Genomic DNA, 16,510 nt, shown 5'->3' on the forward strand with positions numbered 1-16,510 from the left:
GTTGCCGGGTATCCATGCCGTTTGCGATGGCATGTCGACTCGCAACCCCCTGTCGTTCGCGCAATTCCTGTATTCGGATCGAGCACCCGGAATCACGGATGTAATCCGAAATGTGACGGGTGGCTCAATTTTTCCATCGGGTGCCGAATTCGAGATTAATGGTCGGCACACGTGGCGAGAGACTTTATCGATCGATTTTTGGTCGGGCAAATGATCGATGCTTGTATTGATATGGATAGGGTGGGGTAAATTGAAATCACGCTGGAATTGGATTTGTTTTTTTGAAAACAGGGAAAGACATCCGGATTAAGGCGGTGTGCGAGGTTGCGGCTGTTCGTTCGCCGCGGGTTCACTCCGTCGGGGCTGCGTGCCGCAACGGTCGATCGTCGTGCATGGAACCGGCGCGACCACGCTCGTATTGGCCGAGCTTGCCTCGATCAATGGCCTGCAATCCGCCGGAATGTACGACGTGCGCGGTGTTGGGGGCAGCAGATGATGCGTGCCCCGGCAGTTCGGCGGCGATGCACGGCGCCAGATGCCGATCCCGTTCGAGTCGACTCCTGCTTCGGGAAGCATCGCTTCCGACGAACAAATTCATGTGGAAGTTTGATGTGATTAAACTTGTTCAGATTATCGTGCGCACTGAAATGGGGAATGTTTGATGCAATTAAACTCGCGCATTCGTCGTCGTCAATTCGAAAAGTTTGATGTGATCAAACTTTTGTCTTTCCATCAAAAAAAGTTTGACGGTCAAAATTTTTTCTTGATATCTTCTGTAATCAACGGGTGGCGTCTTTTGATGGATTAATTCCTTATCGAATATCTTTGCCTTCCATTCGCATGATTGCGTCTGGGTAGCACTCCGTCGGTCTCTGCTCGAGCGGACGGGCATCCGTTTCATTCTCCGGAATCTAATCAATTTCGATGAGCAGGTATTTTCCCCGTATCGAGCGATCGACGGGCAGGAATCGTATTTTCGAAAATAAGTAAATCGGGCTTTCCGGGTTTCGAATCAGACACTGCCGCTATCCGGGCCGTGGGGCATCGTACATCGGCGACATTCGCGTTGGGGGACTGAAGGTGGGTATCAAGATCGAGGATGGCGTGCTCGCGTCCGGAGGCGGACCGGCGAGGCCCGGGCGCCAGCGGCAGTTCGGCGGGAAACAGCGGAACCCGGTGCGCCGCTTCGGCGGTATCGCGGCCGTTCTGCTGCTGCATGTGTTGCTGGTCTACGCGCTCCTCAACGGCCTCGCGACCAAGGTCGTGCAGGTTATCCAGCATCCGATCGAAACCCGCATCATCGAACCGGTGAAGCCGCCGCCGCCTCCGCCGCCTTTGCCGGTGGTCAAGCTGCCGCCGCCGAAGGCGACGTTGCCGCCGCCGCCGTTCGTGCCGCCGGCGGAGGTACCGGTGCAGGCGCCTCCGCAGGCAGCGATCACGCATCAGGCCGCTCCCGTGCCGTCCGCGCCGGCCGTGCAGGCACCCGTCGTCGCGCCGCCGGCGCCGGCGGCGAAGCCGGTCAGCCATGAAGTCGGCGTGGTCTGCCCGAATTCCGACCAGATGCGCGCATCGATGCAGTATCCAAAGGAAGCGCAGGAAAACAACATCACGGGCGACGTCACGATCGAATTCGTCGTCGATGCGGACGGCAACGTCACCAACGTACGGGTGTCGCAGTCGGCCGATCCAGTCCTGGATCGCGCTGCCTACAACACGGTCAAGCGATTCAAGTGCATGGCGCAGGGGCAGCCGGTGCGCGTCCAGGTTCCGTTCTCGTTCAACCTGAACTGACCCGTGCAGGGCCCTGGGGCGGCAGGACGGGAATTTCAATCGATCAGTTAAACGAAATAAGTGGAGTAGGTATGGCAAAGCGTTCACTGGCCGCACTCGCGGCCTGCATGTTGATATCCTCCGTCGCGCTCGAGGCGCTGGTTGCGCCGCAGCCGGCGTTTGCCGAGGCGAGCGCGCCGGTGGCCGTGGCCGCGACGGCGTCCGCGCCGCAGGCGGCTGCGGACGAGCCATTGCCGCCGCCTGCACCGGCGGCGACGCAGGCCGTCGAGAATCCGTACGGGCTCGGCGCGCTGTGGAAGAACGGCGATTTCGTCGCACGATTCGTGCTGATTCTGCTCGTGATCATGTCGATGGGCAGCTGGTACATCATGATCGCGAAGTTCCTCGAGCAATTCCGCGCGAACCGGCGTGCGAAGCTCGCGGACGAGCAGCTCTGGTCCGCGCCGTCGCTATCGGCCGGCGCGAGCCTGCTCGACGAGGCGTCGCCGTTCCGTTTCATCGCCGAGACCGCGATCGAGGCCGGCGAGCATCACGACGCGGCGTTGCTCGAGGCGGTCGATCGCAACACGTGGATCGACGTCTCGGTCGAGCGCGCGATCACCAACGTGTCGAACCGGCTGCAGGACGGTCTCGCGTTCCTCGCGACAGTCGGATCGACCGCGCCGTTCGTCGGCCTGTTCGGCACCGTGTGGGGCATCTATCACGCGCTGACGGCCATCGGCATCGCCGGGCAGGCGTCGATCGACAAGGTCGCGGGCCCGGTCGGCGAGGCGCTGATCATGACGGCGATCGGGCTCGCTGTCGCGGTGCCGGCCGTGCTCGGCTACAACTTCCTGGTCCGTCGCAACAAGTCGCTGATGGAGCGGGTGCGCAACTTCGGCGCACAGCTGCATACGGTGCTGCTCGCGGGCGGCAAGCGTACGGTGCGGGCCGCCGGTACGCCGGCCGCGTCGCTCGTGCACTGACGCAGGCGGGAGTGCGCGATGGCCATGAACGTCGGGCAGGACGACAACGACGACGTGATCGCCAACATCAACACGACGCCGCTCGTCGACGTGATGCTGGTGTTGCTGATCATTTTCCTGATCACGATCCCGGTCGTGACTCACACGATTCCGCTGGAGCTGCCGAAGGAAACGGTGCAGCCATTGGAGACAACGCCGAAAAGCATCGAAATCGCGGTGAATCGCGACGGGCAATTCTTCTGGGGCGAAACGCACGTGGACGGCCCGACGTTGCTCGCGAAGCTGAAGGGCATCTCGCAGATGTCACCGCAGCCCGACGTGCACGTACGCGGCGACGAGAACACGCGCTACGAATTCATCGGGCGCGTGATCACTGCGTGCGAACGGTCGGGCATCGCCAAGGTTTCTTTCATCACCGAGCCGCCGGCGCGCGGCGGGTAGGAGTCGACGATGGGAATGAACGTATCTTCGGGCGGCGGCGAGCCGGACGTGATGGTCGACATCAACACCACGCCGCTGATCGACGTGATGCTGGTGCTGCTGATCATGTTGATCATCACGATTCCGATCCAGATGCACTCGGTCCGGATGGACCTGCCGGTCGGCAATCCGCCGCCACCGTCGAAGCCGCCGGAGGCCGTGCAGATCGACATCGCCGCCGATGGCGCGACGACCTGGAACGGCGCGCGAGTGCCGGATCGCGCGGCACTCGAGCAAAAGCTCGCGCACGTCGCCGCGGAGCCCGTGCAGGCGGAGATCCGCCTGCGTCCGGACAAGCTCGCGCCGTACCGGGCCGTCGCCGGCGTGCTGGCAAGCGCGCAGCGTGTCGGCGCGACCAAGATCGGCCTCATCGGCAACGAGCAGTACATGCCGTGAAGCAGGCGGCAGGGCCGGAGACCGGCACCTTGCGAGGCCCGACGAACCCTTGACGGAGCGGACGATGCGACACGACAACCGGGAATCCATATCGATCAGTAGTGCAAATGTAGCGACGCGATGTGAAAACCGGGAAAGCCGTAACATCGAATGTCCGCCGCGCGATCACGGTTTCCGTCGGTACGCAGTCGCGCTGAATGCGCACTGCGATCGCGTCGACCGGGGGAGCGTATTCATCAAACAGTTTCGACTACGGGTTCGTGTCTCACTATGGTTTCGTCTTCCGATGAATCGATGCTTGTCGCCACCTCGATGGGAAACAAGATTCGCACGCTGCGCCGGCAGCTCAAGCTCACGCTGGATGTAACCGCCGCTGCGGCCGGCATTTCCAAACCGTTCCTGTCGCAGATCGAACGTGGACGCGCGATGCCGTCGATCGCGACGCTCGTCGGCATCGCGAAGGCGCTGGGCGTGACGATCGACCATTTCGTCGGCGCGTCGCGCGACATGCCGCCGGCGTGCCAGTGCGAATCGCTGCAGCACTGCGGTGTCGAGTCGCTCGCCAGTGCGTTCGCACAGCTTTCGCATCTGGCGAGCGGAACGAAGCTGGATGCGAGGCTGTTCCGGATTCCACGCGGCCGGGCCACGCCTGAAGCAGCACCTTACGCCGGCGAGGCATTCGTCTACGTGATGAACGGCGAGCTCGAGCTGACGCTGGACGACCGCACCGTCGTGCTGAAAGCGGGCGATGCCGCGCACTACGAGTCGACCCCGACCCAGGTCTGGAGCAACGCCACCAACGAGGAAGCGGTGATCGTCTGGGTCGGGGCGCCGGCCGGAGCCTGAGAGAACACGAAAACGCATCCGTTTCACCGGGTGCTTACATAAGTATTACTGAATGTTTTTGGACGGAACGTGTGAGGCGTGCGGTCGGGATGGCCGCGCCAAACGAAGGAGCCGGCAACACGGGGCGCAGTTCGCGTTGCCGGCGGGCTCGAGGCAGTGCAGGTGGCAGGTCGGAAATCACGGGGCCGGTGCGCAGGGCCCGGAAGCGGGCGGGGATTCACAAGATCCCGGGCAAAACCGGTGGGTTCTTATTGATGAACGAGTGGACCAAGATGAAGCAGAAAGTTTTGGCGTTGGCTATCAAGAGGATGATCTGGGCGGAAATGGCGCTGACGGCCACGCTGGCGGCGCCGGCATTCGCGCAGAGTCAGCCGTCGCCCGGGGGGGCAGAGATTGCGACGGCGGTCGCGCAGGATGCGCCTGTGCCGACCGGTGAGCCGGGCCCGGGAGCCGGCGTGCCGGCCGGTGGCGCGGCGGCGCAGGGCAAGGTCGCGCAGATCAAGCGCTTCGAGGTGACGGGCTCGCTGATCCGCAGTGCGGACAAGGTCGGCTTCAACCAGGTGCAGACCGTCACGGCCAAGGACATCGAGAACAGCGGCTACACGACGGTATCGGATTTCCTGCGCGGCGTGTCGGCGAACTCGTCAAGCAGCTGGGGCGAAGGCTCGGGCGCGCAGGGCAGTTTCGCGCCGGGCGGTGCGGGCATCGCATTGCGCGGTCTCAGCGAAAAGTACACGCTGGTGCTGGTGGACGGGCAGCGCGTGGCACCCTACGCGTTCGCCGTGAACGGCACCGACCAGTTCTTCGACCTGAACACGCTGCCGATCAACATCATCGACCGCATCGAGATCGTCAAGACCGGCGCTGTGTCGCAGTACGGCTCGGATGCCATCGCGGGCGTCGTGAACATCATCACCAAGAAGAACTTCCAGGGGCTCGAGCTTGGCGGCAGCTACGGCGGCGCGACGCAGGGCGGCGGCGGCGCGGGCACGACCCAGTTCAGCATCCTGGGCGGCATCGGCGACCTGAACTCGGATCGCTTCAACGTGACCGCGGCGCTCAGCTACTACAAGTCCAACGGGATTCTGGCGTCCGATCGCGACATGTCGCAGAACCAGAATTTCTCGAATTTCCCCGGCGGCCTGAACAACGAATCGCTGTCGTACTGGCGGCGCAATGGCACCGACGTGCCGCTGTCGCCATGCCCGCGCGGCGGCAAGGCGATTCCGGCCGGCTCGACCGCGCAGGCATTCGGCGAAAGCGGCAGCGTGTGCGGCAACAACACCGCGTACGCATCGTCGATCTCGCCGTGGACCGAACGCTTGAGCGCGAAGGTGCATGCCGACTTCAAGATCAACGACGCGATGCAGGCATTCGCTGACCTGTGGGAAAGCAACAATACGACGGTCACGAACACCGGCGTCGAGCGCCTGCGTTCGAATACGCAGACGTACGATCCCGCGACGGGGGGCGTCAAGCTGGTGCCGAACGTCGTGCCGGGCAGCAATCCGTACAATCCTTTCGGCACGCCGACGCAGCTTCGCTACACGTTCGGAGACACGCAGTCCGTTCGCACGAGCGCGAATTTCTGGCGGGCGGCGACGGGCGTCAAGGGTACCTTCTCCACACCCAAGGTGGGCGACTGGGATTGGTCGGTGGCGTACTCGCACTCGCAGAGCGAGGTGTCGAACGACTTCTCGAACCGGATGCGGGCATCCGCGCTGGAGAACATCGTTCAGAACGGCGGGTTCGACTTCGCGAATCCGGCCGCGACGCCGCATGGCCTCGATGGCGCCTATGGCAGCACCAGCACGCAGGCGATCACGAAACTCGACTCGGTCGATGCGACGATTGCGACGCCGAACCTGTTCACGCTGCCCACCGGCAACGTCGGCCTCGGCCTGGGTACGCAATTCCTGCATGAAACCCAGTACATCGGCACGGGCTCGGGCTGGGCGGACGGCACGCTCATCCGGCCGGCGATGCAGTCGGTCAACGGCCAGCGCAATGTCGCGGCGGTCTACTACCAGCTCGACGTACCGATCCTGAAAAACCTCACCTTCAGCCAGTCGGGCCGCTACGATCACTACAGCGATTTCGGCGGGGCGTTCTCGCCGCGCTTCGCGCTGCGTTTCCAGCCGGTGCGCGAGTTCACGACCTACGCGTCGTACACGCGCGGCTTCCGTGCACCGACGCTGATCGAGAATACGGCGTCACGTACCTTCTCCACGCAAGGCGTGATCGACGCGCACGATCGGAACGCGCCCGGCTCGTACAACCTGACGGAAGAAATCCAGGCGGGCAACCAGAACCTGCAGCCCGAGCGCACGAAGAACTACAACATCGGCTTCCAGCTGTCGCCGACGCGTACGACCGACATCGGCTTCGACTGGTACAAGATCCACGTCGACAACGTGATCGGTACCGACGACGTGCAGAGCGTGGTCGACGCGAACGATCCGTCTCGCGTGATACGCAACCCGAACGGTTCGATCGCGTACGTGGTGATGCCGTACAAGAACCTGTCGCATCTCGACACGGACGGCTTCGAGACGACGTTCCGCCAGTCGGTGAAGACGGCGATCGGCACGTTCACGCTGTCGGGCGACTGGGCGTACGTGTGGCACTTCAAGATGCCGGTGGGCGGCGTCGATACCGACTTCGCGGGCAACAACGGTTCGGTGAACCAGCCGTTCGGCGGCAGCTTCCCGCGCTGGAAGGGCAATACGGACCTGAACTGGAACTACCGGAAGTGGAACACGACGCTGACGTGGATCTACGTGGGCCCGTACAGCCAGGCGATCCTGCCGGCCGGGAACTACCCGAACATGCAGGACAGCGTCGCGTCGTACAGCCAGTTCAACATGACCGTCAGCTATACCGGGTTCAAGCACTGGACGCTGTATGCGGGCATCAACAACATCTTCAACCGCAAGCCGCCGTTCGATCCCGTGTACATGAACGCGGCCTACCAGACCGGCTACGACACGTCGCTGTACACGTACGTCGGCCGCTTTGCGCAGGCCGGTGCGACCTACCGGTTCTGACGGCGCGTGCCCGCGCATGCGGTCGGCCGTTGCGGTCGCCGACCGCATGCGTTTCCGCATTTCGAATCGACATGGCACCGGCCGCGCGCCGGTGCGATCACACGAAGACCGATGATGACAGTATCGATGTTGCATGCGCGGCGCGCGCAGGCGATCGCGGCCCGGGGCGCGATCGCCGTGTGCGCAGCCGCGCTCGCGTACGGCGTCGCGATCGCGAGCGCGGTGGCTGCGCCGGCGATCGCGCAGTTCGGCGCGCCGAAGTATCCGGCGGGATTCACGCATTTCGCGTATGCGGACCCCGACGCGCCGGACGACGGCACGCTGGCCTTTCAGAACTACAACGAAGCGCAGAGCTACGATTCGCTGAACCCGTTCCTCGTGCGCGGCTCGCCCGCACCGGACATCAAGAACCTGATGTTCGACACGCTGATGCAGCGCAGCTGGGACGAGCTTGCATCCGAGTATGCATTGATCGCCGACGACGTTCAGGTCGCGCCCGACGGACTCTCGGCCACGTTCCACATCGATCCGGCCGCACGTTTTTCCAACGGTGACCCGATCACGGCGGACGACGTCAAATACTCGTTCGACACGCTGTCGGGCCCGCAGGCGTCGCCGCTCTTCAACGCGCAGTTTTCGGTGATCCGGCGCGCAGTGGTCGTCGACGGCCACACGGTGCGCTTCGAGTTCAAGCATGCGGAGCGCGACGCCGCGCTGATCGCGGGCGACCTGCCGGTGTTCTCGCCGAAGTGGGGCATGCGGGCCGACGGCACGCGGCCGCCGTTCGACCAGATCGCAACGGTGCCGCCGATCGCGAGCGGCCCTTACCTGATCGAGCAGCGCAAGAACGACAAGCAGATCGTCTATGTGCGCAACCCGCGTTACTGGGCCGCGAATCTGCCGTCGCGGCGCGGCATGTACCGCTTCGCGCGCGTGTCGTTCAAGCTGTATCTCGACCAGTACACGATGCTGGAGGCGTTCAAGGCCGGCGACATCGATGCGCGCATGGAATACAGCGCGACGCAATGGGCACGTCGTTACGTCGGCCGCAATTTCCGCAACGGGATGCTGAAGCAGGGGGAATTCCCGGACGGCCCCGCACAGATGCAGGGCTTTCTGATCAACCTGCGCAAACCGCAGTTCGCCGACGTACGCGTGCGTCATGCATTGACGCTCGCATTCGACTACGACTGGATGAACCGGATGATGTTCTACGGGCAGTACCGCCGCACGGACAGCTTCTGGGCGGCGAGCCGGTTCGGCGCGAAGGGCATGCCGAGCGAGCGCGAGCTGGCGCTGCTCGCGCCGTATCGCGCCGAACTGCCGGCCGAGGTGTTCGGCCCGATGATCCGGCCGCCGTCGACGCTACCGCCTGGCTCGTTGCGCGCGAACCTGAAGCAGGCGCGCGACCTGCTCGCGCAGGCCGGCTGGCATTTCCGGGACGGTGCGCTGCGCGACGCGAACGGCACGCCGATGACGATCGAGATCATCGACGACCAGCCGGGCATGGACCGGTTGATCCTGCCGTACATCCAGGCGCTCGGCACGCTCGGCATCCGCGCGTCGCTGCACGAGCTCGACAGCGCGCTTTACCAGCGGCGCCTGGACAACTTCCAGTACGACATGACGACCTTCATCTATTCGCCCGTCACGATCCCGGGGGCGGAGCTCGCACGCCGTTTCGGCAGCGCGGCGGCGTCCCAGGTCGGCTCGGAGAACTATCCGGGCGTGAGGTCGAAGGCGGTCGACGCGCTGATCCGCGCGGCGCTCGCGGCCGACACGCTCGACGATCTCGAGACGGCCACGCACGCGCTCGACCGCGTGCTGATCAACCTGTACATCCTCGTGCCGCATTACTACCTGCCGAACGCACGGATCGCGTACAAGGCGAGCTACGGACATCCGGCCATCGTTCCGGATTCCTACCAGTATGAGGACTGGATCATCAGCTACTGGTACCGGAAGAAACTGGCGGGCGCCGCCCGGGTTTCCGGTACATGACGGAACGGAGAGCACCACGATGATTGGCTACATATTCCGGCGGCTGCTGCTGATGGTCCCGACGCTGATCGGCGTCGTGACGATCACGTTCGCGGTCACGCAGTTCGTGCCGGGCGGCCCGGTCGAGCAGGTCCTCACGCAGTTGCGCCACGGCAGCGCGCACGGCGGCGAGGCGGGCGGCGGAGGCGGGGGCTACCACGGCAGCCAGGGCGTCGATCCGCAGCAGGTCGAGCAGATCCGCAGGCAGTTCGGCTTCGACAAGCCGCCGCTCGAGCGCTACTGGATGATGTTGAAGGCATACGCGCGATTCGACCTCGGCGACTCGTACTTCGTCCATGCGCGCGTGTGGGACGTGATCCGCTCGAAGCTGCCGGTGTCGATCACGCTCGGGATGTGGACGGTGATCCTCACGTACCTGGTGTCGGTGCCGCTCGGCATCGCGAAGGCGGTGCGCAACGGGTCGCGGTTCGACACCGTGACGAGCGTGCTGGTGCTGGCCGGCTACGCGGTGCCGGGCTTCGTGCTCGGCGTGCTGCTGCTGATGCTGTTCGGCGGCGGCACGTTCTGGCAGGTGTTCCCGATGCGCGGGCTCACGTCCGACAACTTCGACGACCTGACGCTGATCGGAAAGGCGCTCGACTATCTGTGGCACATCGTGATGCCGGTGACGGCGTCGGTGGTCGGCAACTTCGCGATCGTCACGATCCTGACCAAGAACACGTTCCTCGATGAAATCGGCCGACAGTACGTGCTGACCGCCCGCGCGAAAGGCGTACCCGAGCGCGACGTGCTGTGGAAGCACGTGCTGCGCAACGCGGCGATCCCGCTGCTGACCGGGCTGCCGGCCGCGTTTGTCGGTGCATTCCTGAACGGCAACCTGCTGATCGAGACACTGTTCTCGCTCGACGGCATGGGGCAACTGTCATACGACTCGGTGATCCGCCGCGACTATCCGGTCGTGCTCGGCTCGCTGTTCCTGTTCACGCTCATCGGTCTTCTGACCAAACTCATCGCGGATATCTGCTATGTCCTCGTCGACCCCCGTATCCAGTTCAACAGCCTGGACCGCTGACCAGGCATGCGCGGCGTGCGCGGCCTCGCCGTCGCCGTGGCGGCGCACATGGTTGCGTTTTCGCACGCAGCCGCTCGGCTACTGGAGTTTCGTGATCTTCGTCGCGCTGTTCGCGATCAGCCTGTTCGCCGACGTGCTGTCGAACGACCGTCCGCTCGTGCTGCGGTATGACGGGCACTACGCGTTCCCGATCGTGACGGATTATCCGGAAACGCGCTTTGGCGGCGATTTTCCCGCGAAGACGAACTATCTCGACCCTGCCATTCGCGCGAACCTCGACGCGCGCGGCAACTTCGCGATCTTCCCGCCGAACCGCTATCGTTACGACACAATCGACTATTTCGCGTCGCGCCCGTATCCGGCGCCGCCGTCGTCGAGCAACTGGCTCGGCACCGACCAGTTCGGGCGCGACGTGCTCGCGCGGCTGCTGTACGGGTTCCGGCTGTCGGTGCTGATGGCGTTCGCGCTGACCGCGTCGGGCATGCTGATCGGCGTGCTCGCGGGGGCGGTGCAGGGTTTCTACGGCGGGCGCACCGACCTGATCGGCCAGCGCCTGATCGAGATCTGGAGCGCGCTGCCTGACCTGTACCTGCTGATCATCTTCGCGTCGATCTTCACGCCGTCGCTGTGGCTGCTGTTCGTGCTGCTGTCGATGTTCGGCTGGCTCGTGCTGTCCGACTACGTCCGCGCCGAATTCCTGCGCAACCGCGCGCTCGACTACGTGAAAGCGGCACGCACGATGGGGCTGTCGAACGCACAGATCATCTGGAGGCACGTGCTGCCGAACAGCCTGACGCCGGTGATCACGTTCCTGCCGTTCCGGATGAGCGCGGCGATCCTGTCGCTGACGAGCCTCGACTTCCTGGGGCTCGGCGTGCCGCCGCCGACACCGAGCCTCGGCGAGCTGCTCAAGCAAGGCAAGAACAATCTCGACGCGTGGTGGATTTCGGTATCGGCTTTCGCGGCGCTGGTCGTCACGCTGCTGCTGCTGACCTTCATCGGCGACGCGCTGCGCAACGCGCTCGATGCACGCACGCGTGGCTCGGCATTTGGCGGAGGCCGATGATGACGAACCCGTTGCTGGAAATGGATGGCTTCTCCGCCCGATTCGGCGACCGGGCGGTCGTGCGCGAGCTGAGCCTGTCGGTCGAACGCGGTGAGCGGGTCGCGCTCGTCGGTGAGTCGGGCTCGGGCAAGAGCGTGACCGCGCTGTCGATCATGCGGTTGGTGCGGCAGGCAAGCCTGTCGGGGCGCGTGCTGTTCGACGGTGAGGATCTGCTGACGAAGAGCGAGCGGCAGATGCGCGGCATCCGCGGCGCGGACATCGCGATGGTGTTCCAGGAGCCGATGACGGCGCTCAATCCGCTGTATACGATCGGCCGGCAGATCGCCGAGAGCTTGCGGCTGCATGAAGGGCTGAGGCCGGGTGCGGCGCGGACGCGCGGTATTGAGCTGCTGCGCCGCACCGGGATTCCGGAGCCGGAGCGCCGTATCGACAGCTTTCCGCACCAGTTGTCGGGCGGCCAGCGGCAGCGCGCGATGATCGCGATGGCACTCGCGTGCCGGCCGCGGCTGCTGCTCGCGGACGAGCCGACCACCGCGCTCGACGTGACCGTGCGCCAGCAAATCGTCGACCTGTTGCTCGACCTGCAGGAGCAGGAGGCCGCCGCGCGCGGAATGGCCGTGCTGCTGATCACGCACGACCTGAACCTCGTGCGGCGCTTCGCGCAGCGCGTGGCGGTGATGGAGCACGGCGTGCTCGTCGAGGCAAACGAAACCGGGGCGCTGTTCGGCGCGCCGCGGCATCCCTATACGCGCCGGCTGCTCGACAGCGCGCCGCGCCGTGCGATCGAGCCGGTCGCGGCCGACGCGCGAACGATCCTTGACGTGCGTGCGCTCGCGGTCGACTACCGGACCACCGCGAAAGGCTGGCGCGCGGTATTCGGGCAGACCGCATTCCGTGCGGTGCACGACGCGCAACTGAGCTTGCGTCGTGGCGAGACGGTCGGGATCGTCGGCGAGTCGGGTTCGGGGAAATCGACGCTCGCGTCGGCGGTGCTCGGCCTGCAGCGGCCTGCGTCGGGCGAGATCGAGATCGACGGGCTGCCGCTTGCGGCGCTGCGCGCGAAAGCGGAGCGCCGCGCGCTATACGGGCGGCTGCAGGTGGTGTTTCAGGATCCGTTCGGTTCGCTGGCGCCGCGCATGACGATCGAGCAGATCGTCGGCGAAGGGCTCGCGCTGCATCGGCCGGAACTGGCGGGGGCCGCGCGCCGCGCGCGCGTCGCGGCGTTGCTGGAGGAAGTCGGGCTGCCGGCCGACACGATGCTGCGTTATCCGCACGAGTTCTCCGGCGGGCAGCGACAGCGGATCGCGATCGCGCGGGCGCTGGCGGTGGAGCCCGAGCTGCTCGTGCTCGACGAGCCGACCAGCGCCCTCGACGTGTCGATCCAGAAGCAGGTGCTGGCGTTGCTGACGAGCCTGCAGGCCCGGTATCGGCTCAGCTACCTGTTCATCACGCACGATCTGGCCGTGATGCGCGCGATGGCGCACCGCGTGATCGTGATGCAGGCGGGGCGCATCGTCGAAGAAGGCGACACGCTGCAGGTGCTCAATTCGCCGTCACACCCCTACACGCGCGCGCTGCTGGCGTCGTCGATGCTCGACGACGCTGCCGGGGCGCAGATCGTGCAAGCGTGTGCCGGATCGACGGACCGTTCGGCCCGGCTCATCCCCTGAGCCGTCAGCCGGACGCGCGCATGGGGCCGACAGGCGAATCGGCAGACGAATGCGTGGCGGAGCGATTGCGGCAAAGCAGCCATGATCCGCGACAACCGACGGCGGTCAGGCTGCTGCCTTTTGAATCGAGTCGTGCTGCTGTTCACCCCCGAGGCTTTCGACGAGATCGGCGAGCATCCGCGCCAATTCACCCGTCATCAGCGTGACGTCCGAATCGAAGCGCTCATCGTCGTTCTGCGCGGTGGGATCCGCCGCCTCCTTGATCACGTCGAGCGGCGACACGCGCTTGATCGTCAGCGACGGCGTCAGCACGAAGGAGATCCGGTCGTTCCAGGTCATCGCGAGGCGCATGCATTGCTTGCCGGCCTCGATGTGCCGGCGCATGTCGTTCGCTTCCAGCGCGTGGCCGACGTATCGCACCGTGGCGCCGCCTTCGCCGCTCGAACGCAACTCGGCGTCTTGGTCCACGGTGAATCCGCCCGGCGCCTCGCCGGACAGCAGCCAGTCCGTCATCGCGGCAACCGGCGAATGCGCCACTTGAACGCCGGCGAGCGGCAACTGGTCGATCGATTTGACGAGCAGGCCGCGAATCTCGTCGGCGAGCGCCTGTGAAGCCGCATCGATGACGAGCCAGCCGTTCACCGTATCGATCCACACGCGAGTATCGCGGCGAATGCTGAACGCGCGCGGCAGCAGTTCGTCGGTGATCTGCTCCTTGAGTTCGCGCAGCTGCTTTCGTCCGACCTTGAAGCCCTGTTGCTCCTCGACCTCGAGCGCCCGGGCCTTGGTCACCTGATTGATGACCGACGCCGGAAGCAGCTTCTTTTCCGAACGAAACACCAGCAGCATCTGCCGGTTGTTCGAATACACAAGCGCGCCGTCGTCACGCGGCGACGCCCATCCGAAGCGCTGCATCTCGATGCTGTTGCACGGCTGAAACGCGTAGGGCGCCAGCCAGGCTTCCATCTGGTCGGGGGTAACGGCCCAAGGGGCCGGAAGACGATGAAGCTGAAGATTCTTGAACCACATGGGCGTACGCGCAAAGCGCATCATTCTATATGACGGCGACGTTTGCCGGTCAGGCGGGGCGTCAAACGTCGATACACCGGCTGAATTTTCCGTTGACGCCGGACGTCGACTTCGCGCGAAAGCCCGATGCCCGATGCCCGTCATGGATCGAATCGCACCGACAGACGCGAGCGTCGAATGCCGGCCCCGGTCGAAGCAGCGGCCTTCCGATCGTGGAGTAGTATTCCCCCCATGTCCGGGTTATTGTTCTGCCTCTCTGGCCTACGGCCAGCCCATCCATGCGGGGGCGGCAAGCTCGCTGAAGGGTGTGGAATCTGCTTCAACGATACGTGTGGCGGCGTTGGCCATGACAACGGCATCGACGGGAATGCATCATGTCAACCGAGTGGAAACATCGCGTCAGACTGTTTATCCAGCGCTTCTGGCAGCCGACCAGTGCATGCATGACCTGCATGCCGGGGAGCTGGGGCAACATCATGAGCGTTGCCCACTGGACTATCGCATTTCATACAGGTCTGCTTACCGGACTCCTGGCCGTCCTTTTGACGTTCACGCCCGTGGCGAAACTCTATGCGCATCGATACGGCAATGCGCTGATCGTCGGCTGCCTGACGACGTTGGGCGACGCCTACTCGCACACGAGTCACTACCGCATCCCCTATGTCGAGCACATCGTGACGGGCGCAATTTCAGGTCTCCTGACGCTGGCGGCCTCCTATCTCCTCGAAGACCGCGCGCGACGCCTTCGGGCGGTATGGGCTCGGGTATTCGGATAGCTTGTCCGTTTCATCGGAGCACTCCAGGAAATCCGCCGACGAATACCCACGGCGTCGGGGCGTTCTTGGTGCCTTTCGACGTGTATTTCGCTACCCGTTCGCGCGATGAAACACCCTGGTCTCTCCCAGCGCGGAAATGCCGAGGTAGCCGCGCAGAAGCATCTTCCCGTCCTTGATGGTCGCCTTGCAGGTGTACGTGCGCCCGGCGGAGCCGTCGTAGAGAGCGCCGCCGATCCGTCTGCGATAGACAACCGGATCGTAAGGGCCGAGGCTGGATCGGACAGTGACGGATGGCGTCGCTCCCGTTGCGAACGGCGCCATTCCCCGCGGAACAGGGGCCGCGCGGCGGAGCGCTTCCCGGCCGCCGCGCTCGCCTTGGCGCGAATTGCGACCAGAGTGGCGCCTTTCGTTAGTGCGCCGGCGCCGTGCGGCGAGTAACGTTCACGCCAGTCAGAACTCGGTGAGAGACCACGATGTTTGATAGAAGCAAGAAGACGGCCCTCGTGACGGGCGCCTCCTCGGGCATGGGCAAGGAAATTGCCCGGCAATTGATCCAGGACGGCTTTCAGGTCTACGTGGCTGCACGGAACCTGGACAAGATGATCGACCTCGAACGCCTCGGCGCGAGGCTGCTGCGCATGGACATTTCCCGCGACGCGGAGATCGTGGCGGCCGTCGAGACGATTCTCAAGGAAACCGGGGGCGTGGATGTGCTCGTGAACAACGCCGGGTTTGGGCTGTACGGGCCGGTGGAGGACATCGGCATCGAGGAGGCGCGATACCAGTTCGAGGTCAACGTGTTCGGCACGGCCCGCCTCACGCAGTTGCTCCTGCCCGCCATGCGCGAGAAGGGCAGCGGCACGATCGTCAACATCACGTCGATGGGCGGCAAGATCTATACGCTGCTCGGTGCGTGGTATCACGCGACGAAGCATGCCCTCGAAGGCTGGTCGGATTGCCTGCGGCTCGAACTCGCGCCGTTCGGCATCCGCGTCGTGATCGTGGAGCCCGGCCTGATCGAGACGGGGTTCGGCGACGTGGTTTCGCGCAGCCTGCTGACCCGCTCCGGCAGCGGCGCCTATGCGAAGCTGATCCAGGCTGTCGCGAAGGCGACGCAGCAAGCCTACGGCAACGGACGCGGCACCGACCCGGATGTCATCGCCAACGTCGTATCGCAGGCAGTGCGCGCGAGAAAACCGCGCACGCGATACGTCGCCGGCAAGTACGCGAAACCGATGATCCTGATCCGCGCCTGGTTGGGCGACCGCGTGTTCGACCGCATCATCATGAGCCAGATGCGCTAGGATGATCCGCGCGCCCGCCACGAGCCGGGCGCACGAGCGGCAGGGGCTTTTCCACGCAGGGGTAACG

The 16,510-nt window shown here is 64.7% G+C and carries 14 protein-coding genes; 12 read left to right on the forward strand and 2 right to left on the reverse strand.

Annotated features, from left to right (window positions below; all coding sequences use genetic code 11):
• Positions 1-1,086: 1,086 nt before the first annotated feature.
• From E9536_RS21520 to E9536_RS21565, 10 genes are all read left to right on the forward strand, one after another.
• Positions 1,087-1,791 carry an energy transducer TonB gene (locus tag E9536_RS21520; protein WP_059688577.1) on the forward strand — a complete coding sequence of 235 codons (705 nt, stop codon included), beginning with the start codon at positions 1,087-1,089 and terminating at the stop codon, positions 1,789-1,791.
• A gap of 71 nt (positions 1,792-1,862) precedes the next feature.
• On the forward strand, positions 1,863-2,756 hold the full coding sequence (locus E9536_RS21525; protein ID WP_059696035.1) for a MotA/TolQ/ExbB proton channel family protein: 894 nt from the start codon (positions 1,863-1,865) through the stop codon (positions 2,754-2,756).
• A gap of 18 nt (positions 2,757-2,774) precedes the next feature.
• Positions 2,775-3,197 carry a biopolymer transporter ExbD gene (locus tag E9536_RS21530; RefSeq protein WP_136470606.1) on the forward strand — a complete coding sequence of 141 codons (423 nt, stop codon included), beginning with the start codon at positions 2,775-2,777 and terminating at the stop codon, positions 3,195-3,197.
• A 9-nt stretch (positions 3,198-3,206) separates the two neighbouring features.
• Positions 3,207-3,632: a biopolymer transporter ExbD gene (locus E9536_RS21535; RefSeq protein ID WP_027792450.1), complete on the forward strand. Its 426-nt coding sequence runs from the start codon at positions 3,207-3,209 to the stop codon at positions 3,630-3,632.
• Positions 3,633-3,902: 270 nt separating this feature from the next.
• On the forward strand, positions 3,903-4,478 hold the full coding sequence (locus E9536_RS21540; RefSeq protein ID WP_060193696.1) for an XRE family transcriptional regulator: 576 nt from the start codon (positions 3,903-3,905) through the stop codon (positions 4,476-4,478).
• A gap of 272 nt (positions 4,479-4,750) precedes the next feature.
• Positions 4,751-7,525: a TonB-dependent receptor gene (locus tag E9536_RS21545; RefSeq protein WP_059619712.1), complete on the forward strand. Its 2,775-nt coding sequence runs from the start codon at positions 4,751-4,753 to the stop codon at positions 7,523-7,525.
• A 114-nt stretch (positions 7,526-7,639) separates the two neighbouring features.
• Positions 7,640-9,526 carry an extracellular solute-binding protein gene (locus tag E9536_RS21550; protein WP_136470717.1) on the forward strand — a complete coding sequence of 629 codons (1,887 nt, stop codon included), beginning with the start codon at positions 7,640-7,642 and terminating at the stop codon, positions 9,524-9,526.
• Positions 9,527-9,545: 19 nt separating this feature from the next.
• The gene (locus tag E9536_RS21555; protein ID WP_027792453.1) at positions 9,546-10,598 is read left to right on the forward strand and encodes an ABC transporter permease subunit; all 1,053 of its coding nucleotides are present in this window, start codon (positions 9,546-9,548) and stop codon (positions 10,596-10,598) included.
• Positions 10,552-11,664, forward strand: a complete 1,113-nt coding sequence (locus E9536_RS21560; protein ID WP_060180903.1) for an ABC transporter permease — start codon at positions 10,552-10,554, stop codon at positions 11,662-11,664. The genes E9536_RS21555 and E9536_RS21560 overlap by 47 nt, the downstream gene beginning before the upstream one ends.
• Positions 11,664-13,334, forward strand: a complete 1,671-nt coding sequence (locus E9536_RS21565; protein ID WP_247873484.1) for a dipeptide ABC transporter ATP-binding protein — start codon at positions 11,664-11,666, stop codon at positions 13,332-13,334. The genes E9536_RS21560 and E9536_RS21565 overlap by 1 nt, the downstream gene beginning before the upstream one ends.
• 105 nt (positions 13,335-13,439) lie before the next feature.
• Here E9536_RS21565 and E9536_RS21570 read toward each other — a convergent pair whose 3' ends face one another.
• Positions 13,440-14,363: a recombination-associated protein RdgC gene (locus E9536_RS21570; protein WP_027792455.1), complete on the reverse strand. Its 924-nt coding sequence runs from the start codon at positions 14,361-14,363 to the stop codon at positions 13,440-13,442.
• 374 nt (positions 14,364-14,737) lie between these two features.
• Between E9536_RS21570 and E9536_RS21575 the strand changes: the two genes are divergently transcribed.
• Positions 14,738-15,139, forward strand: coding sequence for a hypothetical protein (locus E9536_RS21575; protein ID WP_060193700.1), 402 nt, complete (start codon positions 14,738-14,740; stop codon positions 15,137-15,139).
• Positions 15,140-15,229: 90 nt separating this feature from the next.
• Here the strand turns inward: E9536_RS21575 and E9536_RS42145 are convergent, their stop codons facing one another.
• Positions 15,230-15,460, reverse strand: coding sequence for a DUF2147 domain-containing protein (locus E9536_RS42145; RefSeq protein ID WP_247873485.1), 231 nt, complete (start codon positions 15,458-15,460; stop codon positions 15,230-15,232).
• Between the two features lie 152 nt (positions 15,461-15,612).
• Between E9536_RS42145 and E9536_RS21585 the strand changes: the two genes are divergently transcribed.
• A complete protein-coding gene (locus tag E9536_RS21585; protein WP_027792457.1) occupies positions 15,613-16,443 on the forward strand; it encodes an oxidoreductase in 831 nt (276 codons plus the stop codon).
• Positions 16,444-16,510 lie beyond the last annotated feature (67 nt).

This window comes from Burkholderia sp. LS-044 (genome assembly GCF_004803625.1).
GTDB lineage: Bacteria > Pseudomonadota > Gammaproteobacteria > Burkholderiales > Burkholderiaceae > Burkholderia > Burkholderia cepacia.

Bases quoted from the DNA above. Each gene is read 5' to 3' on its own strand.
- E9536_RS21545 (WP_059619712.1), top strand. From the start codon at position 4,751: ATGAAGCAGAAAGTTTTGGCGTTGGCTATCAAGAGGATGATCTGGGCG.
- E9536_RS21530 (WP_136470606.1), top strand. From the start codon at position 2,775: ATGGCCATGAACGTCGGGCAGGACGACAACGACGACGTGATCGCCAAC.
- E9536_RS21555 (WP_027792453.1), top strand. From the start codon at position 9,546: ATGATTGGCTACATATTCCGGCGGCTGCTGCTGATGGTCCCGACGCTG.
- E9536_RS21570 (WP_027792455.1), bottom strand. From the start codon at position 14,363: ATGTGGTTCAAGAATCTTCAGCTTCATCGTCTTCCGGCCCCTTGGGCC.
- E9536_RS21525 (WP_059696035.1), top strand. From the start codon at position 1,863: ATGGCAAAGCGTTCACTGGCCGCACTCGCGGCCTGCATGTTGATATCC.
- E9536_RS21560 (WP_060180903.1), top strand. From the start codon at position 10,552: ATGTCCTCGTCGACCCCCGTATCCAGTTCAACAGCCTGGACCGCTGAC.
- E9536_RS21565 (WP_247873484.1), top strand. From the start codon at position 11,664: ATGACGAACCCGTTGCTGGAAATGGATGGCTTCTCCGCCCGATTCGGC.
- E9536_RS21535 (WP_027792450.1), top strand. From the start codon at position 3,207: ATGGGAATGAACGTATCTTCGGGCGGCGGCGAGCCGGACGTGATGGTC.
- E9536_RS21585 (WP_027792457.1), top strand. From the start codon at position 15,613: ATGTTTGATAGAAGCAAGAAGACGGCCCTCGTGACGGGCGCCTCCTCG.
- E9536_RS21575 (WP_060193700.1), top strand. From the start codon at position 14,738: ATGTCAACCGAGTGGAAACATCGCGTCAGACTGTTTATCCAGCGCTTC.
- E9536_RS21550 (WP_136470717.1), top strand. From the start codon at position 7,640: ATGACAGTATCGATGTTGCATGCGCGGCGCGCGCAGGCGATCGCGGCC.
- E9536_RS21540 (WP_060193696.1), top strand. From the start codon at position 3,903: ATGGTTTCGTCTTCCGATGAATCGATGCTTGTCGCCACCTCGATGGGA.
- E9536_RS42145 (WP_247873485.1), bottom strand. From the start codon at position 15,460: ATGGCGCCGTTCGCAACGGGAGCGACGCCATCCGTCACTGTCCGATCC.